Consider the following 18,290-nt stretch of genomic DNA (forward strand, 5'->3'; position numbering starts at 1 on the left):
TCTCCAACAGAATTCAGGTTTCATCACGATAATCGACTCTACCTTATACCTGCAACGGTAGGGAATGTTCCAGTATAAAGGTCTCGGCTGACAGGCTGACGCGCCAGACCAGCACTTCAACCCCCCGCGAGATCGCCATGCGCAGCAGTTCTCCATAGCGACCATCGACCTCGTCCGCCGGCCGGGCCACTACAGCCCCTGTGTGCTGCACGCAGAAAAACAGCACGGCTCTATGGCCCTGCGCCACGACTTGCATCAGCGTTAGCAGGTGTTTCTGGCCACGCTCGGTGACTGAGTCGGGAAAAGCGATGATGCCATCATCGGGATCATCAGGCCCCGGCCCCAGGGTGACATTTTTCACCTCAATAAAGGTATGCGGTTGCTTGCGCTCTCCCAGCGCCAGATCGAAGCGGCTGTCACCGAAGGTCACTTCTCGCTCAACACCGGTCAGCGGCGACAACTCGGGAATCCGACCTGCACGCACCGCCTCTTCCACCAATGCATTGGTGCGGCTGGTATTCACGCCTGCCCAGTGACCGTGCGCGACCTGAAGTGCCTCCAGCGTGTGACGATACTTGCGTTTGCTGTTGCCGCTGTCGGAAATCAGTGCAAGCTGCTCGACACCCGGCAACACACAGTTTTTCATTGAGCCGGTATTGGGGCAATGCACCGTCATTTCACTGCCATCGGCACGGCGCACATCCGCCAGAAAACGCTTGTAACGGCGCAGCAGAGTCACGGCTTCAAGCGGAGGATCAAACTTCATGTTCACACTGTCCTTTCGGGTCGTCAACCCAGCCCTGCTGATACATCCACAGCGCCAAACGCTCCCCCATCACCGCGCCATGCGTGCGTGACAGCAACTCGGCAGGCGTCAGATCGGGTCGTGCTCTGACCTGTTCAAGTAAAGGAGCCAACTCCAGCCCATTGAGATGCCAGATGCCCAAAGGTTGGTCGGGGGTAATCACCACCTGCGCTTCACGAATCAGCCCATCCTGCACCACAGGCCGCACGCCAGTGCTGACCTGATCGGGCGTCACGTCCAGATGCAGCGGGACCTGATCCGGCCATTGGCTGCGTCCCTGCCAGAACGGGTTGGTCGGCCACTGGGATTCCTGCGCATAAAAGTCACGTCCTATGCGCGCAAAACGGTAAAAAAGCCCTTCAATCCGGGCCTCATGGAACTGCTTGGCAAGACCTGCCCGCTCCGGGTGATTAATCAGCGTGTTGATCACTGCCGGGGCCTGCAAGGCCGATGACAGTGCCTGAAAAATGCCGTTGCCCGAGAGCGGGTCCACCGCCATTGCGGCATCGCCCACTCGAATCCAGTCATTACCAACACTGTGCTCACACAAAACCGGTGTACTGGTACGCGCATAGACTTCGCCAGCCGGTTCGGCGCCGGCCATAAAAGGCTGAGCCTGCTCAAGCTTACTCAGGCGCGCCTGACACCAGTCGCCCAGTTCTCGCTTGGGCGGCAGATCGGCACTGGCCACATCCAGTGTCAGCTGCAGGTAGCGGCGCCCATCGGCTCGCAGGGCCATCCAGGCCCATCCATCGGCAAAGCTTTGTACCGCCGAACAGGGTGTATCCGCCGGCCCCTGCCAATACTGCAGCAAGGATACGGTCTGCGATCCTTTCACGCGGGGCACGCCGGCTGCCGGGGCCGCTCGCCCGCGGGCTTCTACCAGAAAATCGCCTTGCAACTGCAGCTGCTCTCCACTGACCAGACTGGCTTCGGCCACATGCCCGGTTGCATTGGGCTGAATGCCGGTGACACGTCCCTGAATCACGTGAATGCCCTGCGCCTTCAGATCATCCAGCAGTGCCAGATCGAAGGCTTGACGCGGAATCAGACGCTCGGTATTGGCGGCACTGGTGATACCGTTCCAGGTTACCCGCCGCGGTGAAGGTTCAGCCATCTGCTCCAGTGCCAGATTAAATCCGGCACCCTGCAGCCCCTGCACCACACGATCGGAGATACCCTCAACCGCATCAAAGGGGCGCGGCTCGCTCACCAGCGTGACCGAGTAGCCCAATCTGACAAGACCAATCGCAACCGCACCCCCTGCAGGACCACCGCCCAACACCAGCACCTGTGACTTATTCATCCTCTGCTCCTGTATAGACACCTCTGCGCTGTTCAGGGCCCTGGTAGCTGGATTGTTGGACCAGCCAGTCCCTCACTTCGCTGAGGCTGACAGCATTCCGTTGGAGACAACGTGCCACCCACGCGCTCAAGTGAGCACACCCCATACTGGCCCCCGACTGCCCACGACTGTTATCCAGAGGCCGGACACAGCCACCAAAATCAGCAAACTCGGTGTCCAGGTGGGAGATCTGTTCACGATCACAGCGGGCATCACCCGTCATGCGAAACACCCCGGGATAGGCAGACGGATAGACTGGTTCCCCTCGGGCCGGGCTGGCCGCACAGAGAAAAACCCCCTGTTTCAGGGCCCGCTCACAGGCTTCCCTCAGCACTGCTCGGTCCTGTCTTAAACCCAGACTCAGGTTGATCACCTGTACCCCCTGCTCCACGAGCCAGTCGATGGCAGCCGCCACCTGTGCAGCCGTGGTGGACAATCGATCACTGAATACCTGCGCACTGAACAGTGTTGCCTCGGGCATCAGGTGCTGGATGATTTCAATGATGCGAGTGCCATGCCCCAACTGATCAGGCTCCGCTTCCGTCAGCCAGAGTTGACCATCCTGCAGCACAAAGGCGGCACTGGACGTCACCGCTTGCTGCTCTGAATAGCCGGAATCCACAACCCCGATACGAATCGGCTCAACCGACATCCACCACCTCTTCAATCTCACTCAGATGGCCGTTTTGCAGCAACAACCGCAGATCGGCTCCTGCCAGCGTAGAGGGACGGTGACTGATCAAAATACGTGTGCGGTCGGCAAACAGCCGGTCCACAGCCGCAATGACCTGCTGTTCGGTGGCTTCATCCACCGCTGACGTTGCCTCATCCAGCACCAGCACAGCAGGCTGCTGCAGCAGCGCACGCGCGATGGCGATGCGCTGTTTCTGGCCTCCTGACAGCTGCTGGCCGCGCTCGCCGAGCGGAGTGTCCAACCCCTGCGGCAGACGTTCAATCAGCTCATCAAGTTGAGCCTCACGGGCTGCATCACGTACCTGTTCATCACTGGCCTCCGGGCAGGCGTAGCGCAGATTGTCCGCGAGCGAGCCTCTGAACAGCGTAATTTCCTGCGACACCACTGCAACAGTGCGTCGAAGATCCGACAGGCTGAGCTCGCGGATATCAACGCCATCGAGCAATACCCGTCCCTGTAGTGGGTCGTAGTGGCGCTGCAGCAGGTCGATCAGAGTGGACTTGCCCGCTCCCGAGGCCCCCGCCAGCGCGATTTTTTTGCCCGCCTGCAGACGGGCGCTCACATTATCCAGCACTGGATCTCGGCCAGTGTAGGCAAAGCAGACCTGCTCAAGCTCAAGCTCGCCCCGCAGCGGCTGTGGCAGCGCGCGCGGGCTCTGTGGCGATTCAATTTCGGCCTCAGCCTGGCGCAGCTCGCTCACGCGGTTAAGGCTGACGCTCATGCGCTGAATCGCAACATACAGGCCCAGCAGACTGTTTACCGGCCCCGTGGCCATCCCCAGATAGGTGGAAAAAGCGATCAGCGAACCCAGCTGCCACTGCCCCTGAATCACCCACCAACCACCAACCAGAAAAGCCGCGGCACGGGTCATGGAGGTCAGTGTATTGGGAATCGCCTGAGTAAAGAATTCGGTAATCTGCAGCCGCAGCAACTGGCTGAGATAGCCATCGTTCAGACCTCCGAGTCGGGTGCGCTCACGATTTTCCTGGCCACTGGACTGGATGAATTTCATCGCCGGCATGGTTTCCACCAGAAAGCTGGATAGATCCGCCGAGCGCTCGCGCAACTCGCGGGTGTTAACCTCCACTTTGCGCCGCATCCAACGCAGCCAAAGTACCTCCAGCGGAATCAGTATCAATACCAGTAATGACAGCTTCCAGGACAGTGTTACCAGCAGAGCAAGCGCACCGATCAAACCGATGATACTGCTCACCGCCGAGAACAGACTATCGACGGCAAAACGCTGGATTTCGGCCACATCCCCGTCGATACGGGACATCAGATCACCGATGCGGCGTTGACCAAAAAAGGTGGGCGAAAGCCGCTGCAGGTGAGCATAGAGGTCGGTCCGCAGGGCAAACAGGATACGCCCGGACAGGCGCGTGTGCAGGTAACGGTTCAGACCGGACAGTGCGGTGCCGAAAATGCCGACCAGAATCATGGCCACGGCCAGCTTGACCAGCATGCCATAGTCCTTGGCCAGCAGACCGTCATCAATCAATAGCTTGGTCAGCCAAGGCTGCAGCAGCACCAGCGCCGAACCAACAAAAGACAACAGCAACAGGCCGGCAATTGCCTTCTGCTGTGGTTTGACGAAGCTGTACAACCAGCGAAACCCCTGCTCCAGACGGCTTTTGTCCGGAGCGTGGATGGCGCGTACCAGCCAATTCAGCATGGTGAGCCTTTCCTTGCATCCTGTTTATAAACGAAAAACGGGAGGACCGTTATCGGCGCCTCCCGTTGACTATACCTGATTGAGGGCCTGATCAGATATCAGTCTCTGATGGTGGCCACACGCAGGTCAGAGGTGGTCATGTCACCACTGAGTTCAATGGAGCCGATCTTATCCAGTGTTTCTGAATCATGGATCGAGATGTCATTCGCTGTTCCACCTACGTAGATGGTTTTACCATCCGCGGAGATGTTCAGGTTGTAGTAGGTGTGCTCCATTTCATGCAGCGCCAACGTTTCTCCCGTGCGCAGATCATGTTTGGACAACGTGTTAAATGACCCGTAAAGGATGTTCGGATCACGCGGATCAGAGATGAAGTTAAAGATGATGAACTCAAACGGGAATATCTCCTGACGCGTAGCTTCCCCCGTTTCCAGATTAACGCGGCTCATGCCCCACCACCATTCGGCCGTTTCGAAGTTCCATTCTTCGGAATCGAACTTGGCTGTCGAGTACGGCATGATGTATTCGTTGCTCTGCTCACCCTGAGAGTGCATTGCAAAGGCATCGGGCGGCAGCCACAGGGGCCCTTTCTCCCAATTCTGCAGCGGAGTCACCATACGAATATCGCCGGTTTTCGGGTCGATCGCTTTTACATCAGCCCCACCCAGAATGACCTCACCCTTTGCAGTGGCTGCAATTTTGGTGATACGTCGCTCAACGGGGAATGTCCGCACCGGTTTGGCACCCACACCATCCGCCACGTTAAACACCGCCAGGCGAGGTTGCTCAACGGTGAATCGGTCACGTTTCAGCCCAAACGGGTTCTGAACCGTATACACTTCCTTTCCGTCAGCACTGACTGCCAGTGACTGGAAGCTTTTCACTTTCAGCGTCGGCGTGGACTGAGCCGCATGGAAGGTGATCTCACAGGTACGAATATCGAACCCGTACACATCCTCCATGCCATTGCTGAGCACGTAGGCGATCTTGCCGTCCGGTGACGGGGCAATGGAGCCAGAGCCGAAGTTGCCCGGAATGTCGCAGGTGCGCTCGACTTTGTTGGTTTTCATGTCGATCACATGCAGATGACCCGGACGGGTCACGGTCAGCAGGTATTCCTGCGCAGCCGCGGCCGCCGGCGCCACTGCACTGAGCAGGGCTGCCGTACCCAAAGAGCCGGCCAGAGCGGTCGATTTGAACAGTTTACTTATTTTCATTGCCAGGCTCCCTTATTCACCATCCTCAAAGATACCGTCCAGCTTGCGCCAGTCCTGCGTGGCCTTCGCCACATCCTTGTTCCAGTCCGGATAGGTGTTCATGGTGTCGGGTACCTGAGCCGGCCACCAGCAGGCATCAGCACATCCATACAGATCCGCTTCCATCGGCTGACAGAGCGAACCCAGTCCACCGAAGGGATCCAGTTCCCAGCCCGGGTCAGTGGTAGCAGTACAGCCCACTACCGTTTGCATGGCTACAACGTCTTCGACCTCGTCCGGGCTCACGGACTGGTTGATCAGCTGTGCTTTTTTGTTCAGAGACTTCAAATGTTTCATATCAGGCACTCCTCCTCGGAGAGACGTATGCTTCGAAGAACCCGGGGTTCTCGAGCATGATCCGCGAATACACTTCCACGCCGAAATCGACCCAGTCTCGCATCAGGTCACAGTAGTGGTAGGAAGGATGCGTCGGATCTCCATATTTGGCATAGCTTTCGTGATAACAGCCACCGGAACAGAGGTTACGGATGCGGCAGGTCGAGCAACCGGTGTCGGTACGGTCCAGACGCTGCTCGATGAACTGGCCCAGCGCAGCACGGTCAATCCCTTTCTCGACATCACCGAACGTGGGCAGGTCAGAGCCGGTGAATCGATGACAGAGGTTAAGCCCGCCATCCTTGTCCACCGCCAGCAACTTGAGCCCGGCACCACAGGGCACCAGTTTCTTGTTGCCCTCGTACATGTCGGTAATCAGCTGGTGCATGTTGCCGTAGCCGAAGTTCTCATTGCGCAGCGCTGCTTCGAGGTAACGCTGCCCCAGTCGCTTCATGCCGGCAAACACTTCGACCAGCTCTTCACCGGTCAGGTTGAATTCGGCAATATCGCCTGAGGTAACCGGGCCAAAGCCCACCTCGAAGAAGCCCAGCTCGCCGCTGAGGTGATCATAGATCCGCTCCACATCGGTAATGCCACGCGTCAATGTGACGCGGCAACCGATCGGGCGCGCGGTATAGCGCTTGAGCAGCATCTCCACCTTGCGCCGCACCACATCGTAGGTGCCCTGACCGCCAACCGTTATGCGGTTCTTGTCGTGCATCGCCTTGGGCCCATCCATAGAGATGGTCAGGCCAAAGCGGTGCTCGTTGAACCAGTCAACCAGCTCTTCGGTCAGCAGGGTCGCGTTGGTGGTCATGGTGAAATCCACCGTGGCACCGTGCTCGGCGAAACGCTTCTCGCAGTACGCCACCATCTCACGTATCAGTGGCATGTTGGAGAGCGGCTCACCGCCGAAGAACACCACGTTGTAGTTGCGCTGATCCGGCGATTCTCGCAGCAGCATTTCTACTGATTGAATCGCGGTTTCAAGGGCCATCTTTTCCCCCTTGGATGGGGTAGTCAGATCTTCCTTGTAACAGTAGGTGCAGCTCAGGTTGCAACCGGTGTTGACGTTGAGCACAACGGTGGTCAGCGGGAACTTGCTGACCTTCTGCGGTTCAGGGTTGATTCTGGCTACCGCTCCTGACTCGGAGATCACCTCCAGCGTCAGCAGTTCCTCCAGAGCCTCAGACACCTCCTGCTGAGAGTAGCGCTCACACAGCGGGGCCAGGTATTCGGGAGTCACCTGGTCATGGCTGTCGAACAGCGCCAGCAGCTCTCGACTCAAGCCATCAAGCTCAAAAATGCTGCTGCTTGGAATATGAAACAGCATCTGACGGGCATCAACATCAACCCTGTGCAGATTCGGTTTCACCAGCGTCATGGCACCCATAATCACCTCTTTATTATCGTATCTCGGTGGCTGTTCCGGCTTTTGGCTCAGTCGAGCACGCGACGAACAAAGTCAGGCACGGCAACCAGCATGCTGCCTTCACCATCGACTTTACTGGCGCCATCGTTCACCGTTGCCACCACTTTCAGGCGACCCACGTTGTTGGCCGACATCTTGCGCTCAGGGTTTGGCCCTGCGTCACCGGGTACAAAGATACCGGCCGCATTGATCTGACCCGCATAGAGGTGATCCTTGTCATGCTCAGCCACTTCATCGGCCGGCAGGATCGACCAGCTGGCCGGCATGTAGCCCAGGCGCAGATCGTCTTCGGTGCCAGGCTTACCATCAGCACCGGCGCTGTAGCCCACGGCACGATAGGTGGCACGCACCTTTTCCATCTCACTGCCGGCGCCACCGATACGGGTGACCGCATTGGCCGGCGTCACGTCAACACGCGCCAGCGTGCTGTAGACATTCAGGGCAGCGTTATTGATCGCCTTGCCGACCTTAATGGTACGTGGACCTTCCGCCCCGGTTGCCTTGGCTACCAGCGTGATGCGGTCATCGCTGCGGGCAACGATTTTCTCGACAGTGACGCCTTCGCCAAGATCGATATCACCCTTGAGGCCGGCACCAATCAGTGTCAGCTCGGCGCTTTCGCCGCTGCGCAGATAGGAAGGCTGAACCGCAACCAGTTGACCCATGCCCTGATCCTTCACGGCATTGAGTGCCCCGCCGATCTCCCGTTCGGTAGCGAGGAACATGCGACCTTCCATCTGACCATTCGCGTCCAGCGCCATCACCTGACGCATTTTCACATCATCAATGGTGACGGAGGCACGCCATTCGTAACCGGTGTAAACTGTCGCTTTGCCCGTACCGCTGAGCACGGTGCCATCAGCATAGTGACCTTCCAGCGTCAGGTCATATCGACCATCGCCGGTTTTGACAGCACTCATCCAGGCGTCAAACTCGCCCTTCTCGGGAATGTAACCAGTCACACGCCAGCGCCCCATGACGTCGGCCTTATCGGCTTTCTTCCAGTTGTTCCACTCTTCGGTAACCAGCGGATACTTCTCGAACAGGGTATCGACGGTCTGAGTGGTGGCAATCTGATACCAGGGACGGTCACGTGAGCCGGCGTGCAGCTCAATCCCAGGGAACTGGGCCATATGGAAGTCGACCAGCATCTTCCACTCATCCTTGGCACGACGCTGCAGTCCCGAGCGCGCTTCGGAGTGACAGCGGGCACAGGTTTCGACCAGATGTTGATCCGCGCCGGCTTCCACCAGGTTGGTATCCTGCTCCAGCAAATAGCGATAGGGGGCTGCTTCGGACGGGGCCAGCCCCTGCTTGTCAGACAGGTATTTGATCAGCACCCGTTTTTCCTCTGCGCTGATTTCAAGATCACGCAGGTGGATCATACGGTTCAGCGTCATCTGCCAGCCTTCCGGCGTTTTGCGCTGCTCACTGATACGGGAGAAGGTCGGTGCCGCTGAATCACCTGACTCGGTATGACAAGCCAGGCAACGGTCCCTGATTATCTGCTCTGCGTCTGCGGCCTGCAACGGCATACTGACCAGTCCCGCCAGGGCCAGAGCACCGGTGCCGAGTACCGCACGCTTGGAATTATTATTACTCAATGCCATCACTCCCTCACTTGAGATGGGATCCTGTTTTCGCCGGAGCAGTCAAAACGTCAATTGTCGCCAGGCTGCTTCAGTGCGTGTAGCTAAACTAACCCCGTCATGTAAATGAAATTCTGAGGATTTGTGTTAAGTTGTGCACAGATGTAACAGGATGTAAAAAGCCCTTTTACTTTTCTGTGCTGCAGTTGATATTGCACCTGTCGAGTTTGCCCAGAGATGCCCAACACCCATGAATATAGCCCCATCCCACGCACATATCCTGATTGTCGAAGATGATATTGCCTCACGGTCACTGTTGGTGAGCTACTTCGAAAATGAAGGCTACCATGTGTCCGAGTCCGACCAGGCTGATGATCTCTGCGAACGTGTGGTGCAGGAGCAGATCGATCTGGTGCTGCTGGATATCAGCCTGCCCGGCAAGGATGGACTCACAGTCACGCGTGAGTTACGGGCCAGCTCCAGTGTCGGAATCATTCTGGTTACCAGCAAGGGGGATGAGATCGACCGCATCGTCGGGCTCGAGCTGGGCGCTGATGATTATGTGACCAAGCCGTTCAACCCGCGTGAATTATTGGTACGCGCGAAAAACCTTCTGTGGCGCATTTTCAGCGCCCGCGGCGGCAGTGGCGCCAGTGACCGACGAGGCCCGGCCGGCTACCAGTTCGAGGGCTGGGTGTTGGACCCGCACAAGCGCCAGCTGACCAGCCCTGAAGGTGAACATGAGCGCCTGCCCGAAGGCGAGTTCAAGCTGCTGCAGGCTCTGATCAACCACCCCGGGCAAGTGCTGTCCAGGGATCAGTTAATGGATGCAATTCACGACCGTGAGTGGACCCCCAATGATCGCTCGGTTGATGTGTTGATCGGGCGGTTGCGACGCAAGCTCGGTGACAATCCATCCAACCCTCAATTGATTCTGACCGCCCACGGTGCCGGCTACATGTTTGCCGGTGACATCAGCCCATGAGTGTCCCTGAAGGCTACCGGGTTCTGCGCCGATTGCACCAGAGCCCGGGCTGCACCGTCAGCCGCGCCGTCCGGCTTAAAGACGGTGCAGCGGTGGTAATCAAGCAACTGTACCGCAGCCACTGCAGCCGCGAACGCCTGAGCCGGTTGCAGCATGAGTTCGAGATGCTGTCACGGCTGGACATTATCGGCATTGTGCGTCCGCTTGAGCTGATCCAGCTGGAAGCCGGACCCGCGGCCCTTTTTACCGACTCTGGCTCGGCTTCACTGCGCCAACTGCTGGCTGAGCAGCAGCTCAACTGGTCCCAGTGGCTGTCAGTGGCGATCCGCATTAGTACCCTGCTGGGAAAGCTGCACGAAGCAGGCGTTATTCATAAGCAGGTGAATCCTGATCACCTACTGTTCAACCCCGACACCGGCCTGGTCGAGTTGATCGGTTTTTCTCTCAGCACTGGCCTCAGCCGCGAGCAGGCCAGCTGGAACACACCGGAACTCGGTGACGGCGGCCTTGCCTATATCGCTCCGGAGCAGAGCGGACGTATCAACCGCAATATCGACTACCGCAGCGACTATTACAGTCTCGGCGCCACACTGTACGAGCTGATGACCGGGCGCCCGCCCTTTGTCAGCGACGATGGCATGGCACTGGTGCATGATCATATCGCCAAGCAACCTGCACCGCCGCATGAGATCAACCCGCAGCTGCCGCAGATGCTGTCGCAGGTCATTCTCAAACTGCTGTCCAAGGACGCCGCCCAGCGCTATCAATCCAGCGTCGGCCTGGTGCATGACCTGCGCTTCTGCCTGCAGGCACACCAGCGTGGCGAGCATGAGCTGGATTTCACACCAGGCGAGCAGGATCTTTCAGCCAGGTTCCAAATTCCACAGCGGCTCTATGGCCGCGAAGCGGTGCTGGAACAGCTGCACCGTCTGTATGATGGTTGCCGTGATGGACAAAGCCCGCTGGTATTGATCACGGGCTATGCAGGCGTAGGCAAGACCAGTCTGGTGCACGAGCTGCGCCAGTACGTCAACCAGAAGGGTGGCAGTTTCAGCAGTGGTAAATTCGATCAGTTTCGACGTAACCGCCCCTACTTCGCCATTTTCCAGGCACTGCAGGGGCTGGTACGCCAGCTACTGACAGAACCCGAGATTCGCATTGCACGCTGGCGTGAACAGTTGCTGGACAGTGTCGGCAACCATGCCCAGATTTTGTTGAAGCTGATCCCCGAACTGGAGTTGATCATCGGCAGTCAGCCGGACGCACCGCCCTTGTCGGCAGCTGAAGAACAAAACCGTTTTTCCCGCATCTTCATCCAGATGTTGCGCGTTTTTGCTTCCCCCGAACGACCTCTGGTGCTGTTTCTGGATGACCTCCATTGGGCTGATCTGGCCTCTCTGCATCTGATCGAGACCCTGGCAGGCGTAATCGACCCGCCCAGACTTTTGCTCATCGGCAGCTTTCGCGACCATGAACTGGGCGCCACTCATCCGCTGCGCACCAGCCTTGAGCGGCTGCACAACTCCATATTACCGCCGGTCGAGCTGGCACTGGAACCCCTGAGTCCGGACCAGGTCAATCAGTTGATTGCCGATACACTGCGGGCCGATCTGAATGGGTGTCGCTCACTGGCAGAAGCGTGCAGTGAAAAGACCCAGGGTAATCCCTTCTTTCTGAGCCAGTTTCTGCACTCCCTGCACCAGGACGGCCTGATCTGCTTCCGTGAACAGCGTTGGCAGTGGGATGAGCAGGCGATCCGGTCTCAGGAGATGACCGATAACGTCATCCAGTTGATGGTCAGTAAAATTCAGCGACTGCCCGCGAATACTCAGGCTGTCTTGCCGCTGGCGGCCTGTATCGGCAGCAGCTTCAATCTGCGTACACTGGTGGTGGTCAGCGGCCTCGAACCGCGTCAGGCCGCCGACCAACTCTGGCCTGCGCTCACCGAAGGCCTCATCGTGCCGCAGGATGACAGCTACCGCCTGTTCCAAAACATGGACCCAGGCCGCACCCGCTATCGCTTCGTGCATGACCGTGTCCAGCAGGCGGCCTACTCCCTGATTCACGATGATGAGCTGGAAGCCCTGCACCTTCAGATTGGCCGCCAGCTGGAAAACAGCCTGCGACCCGACGAGATCGATGCTCGCATTTTTGAAATCAGCAACCATCTGAATCAGGCACGACGTCTTCTGGATACACCGACCCAACGCATACGACTGGCCAACCTCAACCTGCGCGCAGGGCTTCGCGCCCGGGAAGCCGCTGCCTTCGATTCCGCACTCGACTACCTCAGCACAGGACTGGAGCTGTTGCCGGAAAACGCTTGGCAGGAAAGCTACAGCCTGACGCTTGAGCTGCACACCTCCGCTGCCGGTATTGCCCACATCAAGGGGCAGCAGGAGCGGATGCAACAACTGATCAATGCGGTCGAGACACATGCACGGACACTGCTGGACCGGGTACGGGTATTCGAGATTCGTATCCAATCACAGGTCGCCAGCAATCGCTTTCACATGGCGCTGGAAACCGCGCTGGAGCTGCTCAACCAACTGGGTGTGCGGATTCCTTCTCGTCCCGGCACCGGCCAGTTGCTCAGGGCGGTGGCACGCACCCAGTGGCTACTGCGCCGACAGCCACCTGAAAAGGTTGTTCAGCTGCCGGCCATGGAGTCCCCACAGCTGCTGGCCGCCATGCCGATACTGGCCAGCATGTTCGGTGCAATCAAGTTCTCAAGCTCCGAGCTGCGCCCGCTGGTGATGGCGCGTCAGGTTGAACTGACACTCAAACATGGCCTTAGCCCCTCTTCCTCGCTTGCCTTTGCCGGGTACGGTGGCGTGCTGTGTGGCCAGCTCCAGGCGATTGAGCAGGGTTACCGACTCGGCCAGATGGCACTGGAACTGGATGCACAACTGCCCTCCACGCCCACTCACCACCGCACTCTGTCGCTGTTTGATTGTTATATTCGCCACTACCGCGAACCGTTGCAGCATTGCATGGAGTCGCTGCTCAAAGCGCATCAGCTGGCACTGGACTGTGGCGATATGGAATGGGGGGCCTACGCACTGGCCGCCTACATCCAGTACGCCTTCCCGCTGTGCCGCAACTTGGACGAACTGCAGCCACGGCTGGAACAGTATGCTCGCTGGCTTGAGCAGTCGGGACAGCAGCAGTCGCTGCAGTACTCCCTGTTTACGCTTCAGACCATGGAAAACCTGCGCGGCCAGAACAGTGACCCGACGCGGCTCGATGGCCATTTCTATCAGGAAGAACGCGACTTGGCCGAGCTGGAACGGGAAAACCACCGTACTGCCATCAGCCTGCACCATTTCTACAAGGCACTGCTCTGCTACCTGTTCGGCGAGTACGAGCTGGCCTATACCCACAGCGAAGCCGGTGATGCCCTGCGCTCATCCATCAGCGGGACATTTACCGCGCCCTGGCTGTCATTGCTGAACTCACTGAGCATTCTGGCGCTGCTGCCACGCACCAGCATCCTGCAGCAGCCGGCACGGTTGCAGAAAGTGAACAAGACCCTCAAGCGTCTGCGCAAACTGGCGCGTCACGCGCCGGAAAACCAGCGTCACCACGTCGACCTGCTGCAGGCAGAAATGTATCGCAGCCAAAAACAGTACAGCAAGGCGATGGATCTGTACGAGCAGGCGATTGAGCATGCTCGTCAGCAAGGCTTTCTGCTGGAAGAAGCGCTCGCCTGTGAACTCGCCGGACAATTCTATCTTGAGTGGGACAAACCTGGCGTGGCCCGCTCGTACCTGCAGGATGCCTGGGAGCGTTATGCCGACTGGGGCGGACGTGCCAAGCTGGAGCAGATGCTCAGGCGCTACGCGTTTGAACCCGAACGGCCGCTGCGCCAGGTGCGTCCCGAACCGTTCAGCAGCCGTTCCGACAACGGGCAGTCGCTGGACAATCAGGCTTTCGACATCACCTCCGTGATTCATGCCTCGCAGGCGATTTCAGATGAAATTGTACTGGAACGGTTGCTCGAACGACTGATGCGGCTCGCACTGCAGAATGCCGGTGCCCAGCGGGCAATTCTGATTCTGCGCCGGCAACAGAACCTCTACCTGGAAGCGGAAATCTGTCTTAATCAGCCACCAACGCTGTTTAACGTTCTGCCACTGGAACAGAGCGGCAGCCTGCTGCCACTGAGCATCATCAACTATGTTGCACGCACCAAGGATGACGTCGTGCTGGGCAACGCGGTTGAGCATCAGATGTTCCAGCAGGACAGCTATATCCGCCACCACCTGCCCAAATCGCTGCTGGCCATCCCGATTCTGTACCACGGTGAACTGACCGCAATTCTCTATCTGGAGCATTCACAGAGCCGTGACATCTTCAACCGCGACCGACTCAAGACTCTGCAGATACTGGCGGCGCAGGCCGCCATCTCGATTGAAAACGCCAAACTGTACCAGAGCCTGGAACAGTCCGAGCGGGAGTACCGCTCACTGTTCGAAAACTCCAGCGAGGGCATTTTCAGAATCGATCGGCGTGGCCGCTTCATCTCCGCCAACCCGGCACTGGTGAGGTTGCTGGGATATGACAGCGCCTCCCAGTTTTTGAACTCGGTCACCGATGTCATTCGTGACTGCTTCATCGACCGTGAGGACTGCCGTCGATTTCTTGCCCTGCTCAATCGACAGGAGCGAGTGCTGCGCTTCGAGACGCGCTGGCGCCGGCGTGATCGCTCCGAGGTTTATATCTCCATCTCGGCCCATCGCATTACCGATGAGCAGGGTCAGCTGAAATATTACGAAGGCTCACTGACCGATATCAGTGAGCGCAAGGCCAAAGAGCAGGCGGAGATTGCGCGCGAGAAGGCCGAAGCGGCCAGCGAGGCCAAGAGCCATTTCCTCGCCACCATGAGTCATGAAATTCGCACCCCGATGAATGGCATTCTCGGTATGGCTCAGTTGCTGATGCGCTCAGGTCTGAGCCCGGCGCAGCAGCAACAGGTCGATTCCATCTATCGCTCGGGACAGTCTCTGCTGACCATCCTCAACGATGTGCTCGACTTCACTAAAATCGAAGCCGGACAGATGGAGCTGGAACGGACGCCTTTTAACCTGGTAGAACAGCTGGAGCAACTGCGCCAGCTGCTGTTGCCTATGGCGCAGGAAAAGCAGCTCGATCTGATTCTGCGTCTGGAACAGGACCTGCCGGAGCGTGTCATCGGTGATGCCCGCGCCCTCAACCAGATCCTGTTGAACCTATGTACCAACGCCCTCAAATTCACCCAGGAAGGCTATGTCCTGATTAAGGTGCGTGTCCTTGATAAACAGCAGGAACACTGCCGTTTGCGGTTTGAAGTGGAGGACACCGGCATCGGCATCCCTGAGTCGGCTCACTCTCGCATCTTCATGCATTTCAGCCAGGCGGACAGCTCAATTACACGCCGTTTTGGCGGCACCGGACTGGGGCTGTCGATCTGCAAACGGTTGGTCGAGCTGCAGGCAGGCCAGATCGGTTTTGACAGCCACGCCGGTCAAGGCAGCCGCTTCTGGGCTGAGTTGGAATATACCGTCACCAGCGGCAGCGCACTCCCGCCGCCAAGTATCGAACCTGCTGGGACGCTGGAAGAGAAGGCACGACTGGATATTCTGCTGGTGGAGGACACCCCAATCAATCAGCAGGTCACGGTTGGCCTGCTTGAGTCAGAAGGACACAGCGTCAGTGTGGCGGACGATGGCTACACCGCCCTGTCGATGCACAATGATCATGACTATGACCTGGTGCTGATGGATATCCACCTGCCGGATATGGACGGTATCGAAACCACACGCCGGATGCGCAACCACCCTGAGCCTTCCCGTGCAGCCGTACGCATCATCGCCCTGACCGCATCGGTCACACCCGCCGAAATGCGGCTCTACCAACAGGCGGGTATGGACGCTGTTGTCAGCAAGCCGCTGCAGTTCGATGAACTTAACCGCTTGCTTCGGGATACGCCGACCAGGGATCAGTTACCCGCACTCAGTCGCGACAGCGAAGATCCCTTACTCAACCTTGGCCTGCTGCAGCAACATCGTCAGATGCTGGGCAGCGATCGCTTCACCGCCCTGTGCCAACAAATGCAGGAGCAGTGTCTTGAACTGCTGCAGCAGCTCGATGCAGCCGATTCGGAAATGCGCCCGATATTACTGCATAAACTGGCCGGAACACTGAGCAACTTCGGTCTGCAGCAGGCCGCTCGACTTAGCCGAGACCTGGAGCAACAAGCCGTAACACAAGAGAACCTGCAACAGTTGGATCAGCTTACACGTAACAGTCTGAAGGCTCTGTACAGCTGCTCAGAGCTGGGGCTGCGGGAGGCGGTGCCTGATCAGGATAGAGGCTGAAGCAAAGCCTCTTCCTGATCGGGCCTCTCAGCATCCACGTCTGCAAAGGGGACGCTGAACCGAGGATTGATCAGATAGCGGCTGACGTCTTCAGCACTGAGAGCACGGCTGAAAAAGAAACCCTGTACTTCATCACAACCGGATAACTTCAGGCACACCAGCTGGTCCGGTGTCTCGACCCCCTTGGCTGCCACCTGCATTCCCTTGCGTCGAGCCACCGCCGCAATGGAAGTCAGTATCACGTTGTCGTCATAACTGTTGCGGATACTTTGTATGAAGCTGCGCTCGATCTTGATACGGCTAAAGTGCACACCCTCCAGCCGGTCATGTTCCAGCCCGATTTCACTGCAACCAAAGTCATCAATCACCAGCTCCAGCCCAAGGCCATAGAGTGCTTCAAGCAGACGTATCTCGATCGGTCCAAGCTGATCCAGAAACTGGTCATTGATCTCAATCTGAATCAGGCCAGGAGCCACTCGGTAGTGGTTGAGCCGCTCCCGTAACCAGTCAACCAGTTCAGGGTTCTGCAGCTGAGCCAGACCCAGGTTGACCGAAACCGGCAGCAACTCGAGTCCTTGCTCCTGCCATTGGCTCAGCTGGTGCACCACCTGCTCCAACACCCGGTAGCCAAGCTCGGGCATCAGCCCCCGAGCCTTTGCAACATCGAGAAAACCATCGGGCTCAATCAGCCCATGTCCTGGGCAATCCCAGCGCACCAACGCTTCAAACCCGGTCGTCATATAGCCACGCAGGCTGATGCAAGGCTGGTAGTGTACGCGCAGTTGATGCTGCAGTGCCTGCAGCGACAACAGCGACAGGTCGGGTTTGCTGCCCGATTCATTGCCCTGCCGCGGATCATAGAACGCAAACTGCCCCCGGCCTGAATGCTTGGCACGATACATCGCCATATCAGCGTGCTTTACCAAGGTTTCGATATCCACCCCGTCGCGGGGTGACACGGCGACACCGATACTCGGACTTGTACTGAGCCCATGACTTTCCAAATCGGCATAGGGCGCTGACAGGGCCTCTACCAGATGCCGAGCACAGGTCTCCACATCTTCATGTCGGCGAACTTCGGTCAACATCACCACAAACTCGTCTCCACCGAAGCGGCTCACGATGTCGCTCTCTCGCAACCCTGTATCCAGCCGTCTGGCAACCTCTTGCAACAGCAGATCACCCACCTTATGGCCCAAGGTGTCATTGATCAGTTTGAAGCGGTCCAGGTCAATAAAGCAGACGGCAGCAAATCGACCCTGCCGTTTTGAGCCCAGCAGATGTGAATGTGCCAACTCCATAAAGAGGCGACGATTATACAGCCCTGTCAGATGATCGCGGGATGCCGCTTCCAGAATATGCTGATGTTCGTTACGCAGGGAGTTAAGCAGCTTGAGATTTCGAGTTTCCGAGCGTTGCAGCGCCTGCAGATACTCATCACGCCTGCGCAGCGTCCATAGCAGCCAACCCAGCCCACTTACGGCAATCAGGGTAAGCCCCAGTACGGTCGCCAGAAACAGATCACGCTGCTCACGATAATTCAGCATGAGATCAGGCTCTGACCGGCAGGCCTGTTCAAGCATTTGATAGAGGCGCTCCAGCTCATCCAGTTGCCAGACCGTGAGCAGCCAGACAGCCAGCACCAGCAGCAATGCAAAACCGGCAATACCAACGCGCGGCAGCATCGAGGGCGTAACGTGTGACTCGGACGGAGGAAGGCTCAAGACAGATCCCTGCTAGCCTGCAACAGATTGAAAATCTCCCTGTTGGTATAGGGAGACACCCGGCAGCAACGCTAGCAGAGAAAGATGACA

11 protein-coding genes are annotated in these 18,290 nt (G+C 58.0%); 2 read left to right on the plus strand and 9 right to left on the minus strand.

Annotated features, from left to right (window positions below; translation table 11 throughout):
- Nucleotides 1-43 precede the first annotated feature (43 nt).
- From sfsA to peaA, 8 genes are all read right to left on the minus strand, one after another.
- Nucleotides 44-766, minus strand: a complete 723-nt coding sequence (gene sfsA, locus CFI10_RS12735) for a DNA/RNA nuclease SfsA (protein WP_206835006.1) — start codon at nucleotides 764-766, stop codon at nucleotides 44-46.
- Nucleotides 756-2,111, minus strand: a complete 1,356-nt coding sequence (gene qhpG / locus CFI10_RS12740) for a flavin-dependent monooxygenase QhpG (RefSeq protein WP_206835008.1) — start codon at nucleotides 2,109-2,111, stop codon at nucleotides 756-758. Before qhpG ends, sfsA begins: the two co-directional genes overlap by 11 nt.
- Entirely contained in the window at nucleotides 2,104-2,802 is a 699-nt protein-coding gene (gene qhpE / locus CFI10_RS12745) for a subtilisin-like serine protease QhpE (RefSeq protein ID WP_091826701.1), read from the minus strand. Before qhpE ends, qhpG begins: the two co-directional genes overlap by 8 nt.
- A complete protein-coding gene (locus CFI10_RS12750; RefSeq protein WP_206835010.1) occupies nucleotides 2,792-4,519 on the minus strand; it encodes an ABC transporter ATP-binding protein in 1,728 nt (575 codons plus the stop codon). The genes qhpE and CFI10_RS12750 overlap by 11 nt, the downstream gene beginning before the upstream one ends.
- Nucleotides 4,520-4,617: 98 nt before the next feature.
- Nucleotides 4,618-5,736: a quinohemoprotein amine dehydrogenase subunit beta gene (peaD, locus tag CFI10_RS12755; protein WP_091826705.1), complete on the minus strand. Its 1,119-nt coding sequence runs from the start codon at nucleotides 5,734-5,736 to the stop codon at nucleotides 4,618-4,620.
- 12 nt (nucleotides 5,737-5,748) lie between these two features.
- On the minus strand, nucleotides 5,749-6,072 hold the full coding sequence (gene qhpC / locus CFI10_RS12760) for a quinohemoprotein amine dehydrogenase subunit gamma (RefSeq protein WP_091826707.1): 324 nt from the start codon (nucleotides 6,070-6,072) through the stop codon (nucleotides 5,749-5,751).
- A gap of 1 nt (nucleotide 6,073) precedes the next feature.
- Nucleotides 6,074-7,504, minus strand: coding sequence for a quinohemoprotein amine dehydrogenase maturation protein (gene peaB, locus CFI10_RS12765; RefSeq protein WP_091826709.1), 1,431 nt, complete (start codon nucleotides 7,502-7,504; stop codon nucleotides 6,074-6,076).
- Nucleotides 7,505-7,551: 47 nt separating this feature from the next.
- Nucleotides 7,552-9,153, minus strand: coding sequence for a quinohemoprotein amine dehydrogenase subunit alpha (gene peaA / locus CFI10_RS12770; protein ID WP_206835012.1), 1,602 nt, complete (start codon nucleotides 9,151-9,153; stop codon nucleotides 7,552-7,554).
- A gap of 229 nt (nucleotides 9,154-9,382) precedes the next feature.
- Here peaA and CFI10_RS12775 point away from each other — a divergent pair, with 229 nt between their 5' ends.
- Both CFI10_RS12775 and CFI10_RS12780 read left to right on the plus strand, forming a co-directional pair.
- On the plus strand, nucleotides 9,383-10,117 hold the full coding sequence (locus tag CFI10_RS12775; protein ID WP_091826713.1) for a response regulator: 735 nt from the start codon (nucleotides 9,383-9,385) through the stop codon (nucleotides 10,115-10,117).
- Nucleotides 10,114-16,476 carry an AAA family ATPase gene (locus CFI10_RS12780; protein ID WP_206835014.1) on the plus strand — a complete coding sequence of 2,121 codons (6,363 nt, stop codon included), beginning with the start codon at nucleotides 10,114-10,116 and terminating at the stop codon, nucleotides 16,474-16,476. The genes CFI10_RS12775 and CFI10_RS12780 overlap by 4 nt, the downstream gene beginning before the upstream one ends.
- On the opposite strand, the gene CFI10_RS12785 is transcribed toward CFI10_RS12780, so the two are convergent.
- The gene (locus CFI10_RS12785) at nucleotides 16,461-18,200 is read right to left on the minus strand and encodes a putative bifunctional diguanylate cyclase/phosphodiesterase (RefSeq protein ID WP_206835016.1); all 1,740 of its coding nucleotides are present in this window, start codon (nucleotides 18,198-18,200) and stop codon (nucleotides 16,461-16,463) included. The two genes, CFI10_RS12780 and CFI10_RS12785, sit on opposite strands and share 16 nt — an antisense overlap.
- Nucleotides 18,201-18,290: the final 90 nt, after the last annotated feature.

This window comes from Marinobacterium iners (assembly GCF_017310015.1).
GTDB classification, from domain to species: Bacteria; Pseudomonadota; Gammaproteobacteria; order Pseudomonadales; family Balneatricaceae; genus Marinobacterium; species Marinobacterium iners.

Bases quoted from the DNA above. Each gene is read 5' to 3' on its own strand.
- sfsA (WP_206835006.1), bottom strand. From the start codon at position 766: ATGAAGTTTGATCCTCCGCTTGAAGCCGTGACTCTGCTGCGCCGTTAC.
- qhpG (WP_206835008.1), bottom strand. From the start codon at position 2,111: ATGAATAAGTCACAGGTGCTGGTGTTGGGCGGTGGTCCTGCAGGGGGT.
- qhpE (WP_091826701.1), bottom strand. From the start codon at position 2,802: ATGTCGGTTGAGCCGATTCGTATCGGGGTTGTGGATTCCGGCTATTCA.
- CFI10_RS12750 (WP_206835010.1), bottom strand. From the start codon at position 4,519: ATGCTGAATTGGCTGGTACGCGCCATCCACGCTCCGGACAAAAGCCGT.
- peaD (WP_091826705.1), bottom strand. From the start codon at position 5,736: ATGAAAATAAGTAAACTGTTCAAATCGACCGCTCTGGCCGGCTCTTTG.
- qhpC (WP_091826707.1), bottom strand. From the start codon at position 6,072: ATGAAACATTTGAAGTCTCTGAACAAAAAAGCACAGCTGATCAACCAG.
- peaB (WP_091826709.1), bottom strand. From the start codon at position 7,504: ATGGGTGCCATGACGCTGGTGAAACCGAATCTGCACAGGGTTGATGTT.
- peaA (WP_206835012.1), bottom strand. From the start codon at position 9,153: ATGGCATTGAGTAATAATAATTCCAAGCGTGCGGTACTCGGCACCGGT.
- CFI10_RS12775 (WP_091826713.1), top strand. From the start codon at position 9,383: ATGAATATAGCCCCATCCCACGCACATATCCTGATTGTCGAAGATGAT.
- CFI10_RS12780 (WP_206835014.1), top strand. From the start codon at position 10,114: ATGAGTGTCCCTGAAGGCTACCGGGTTCTGCGCCGATTGCACCAGAGC.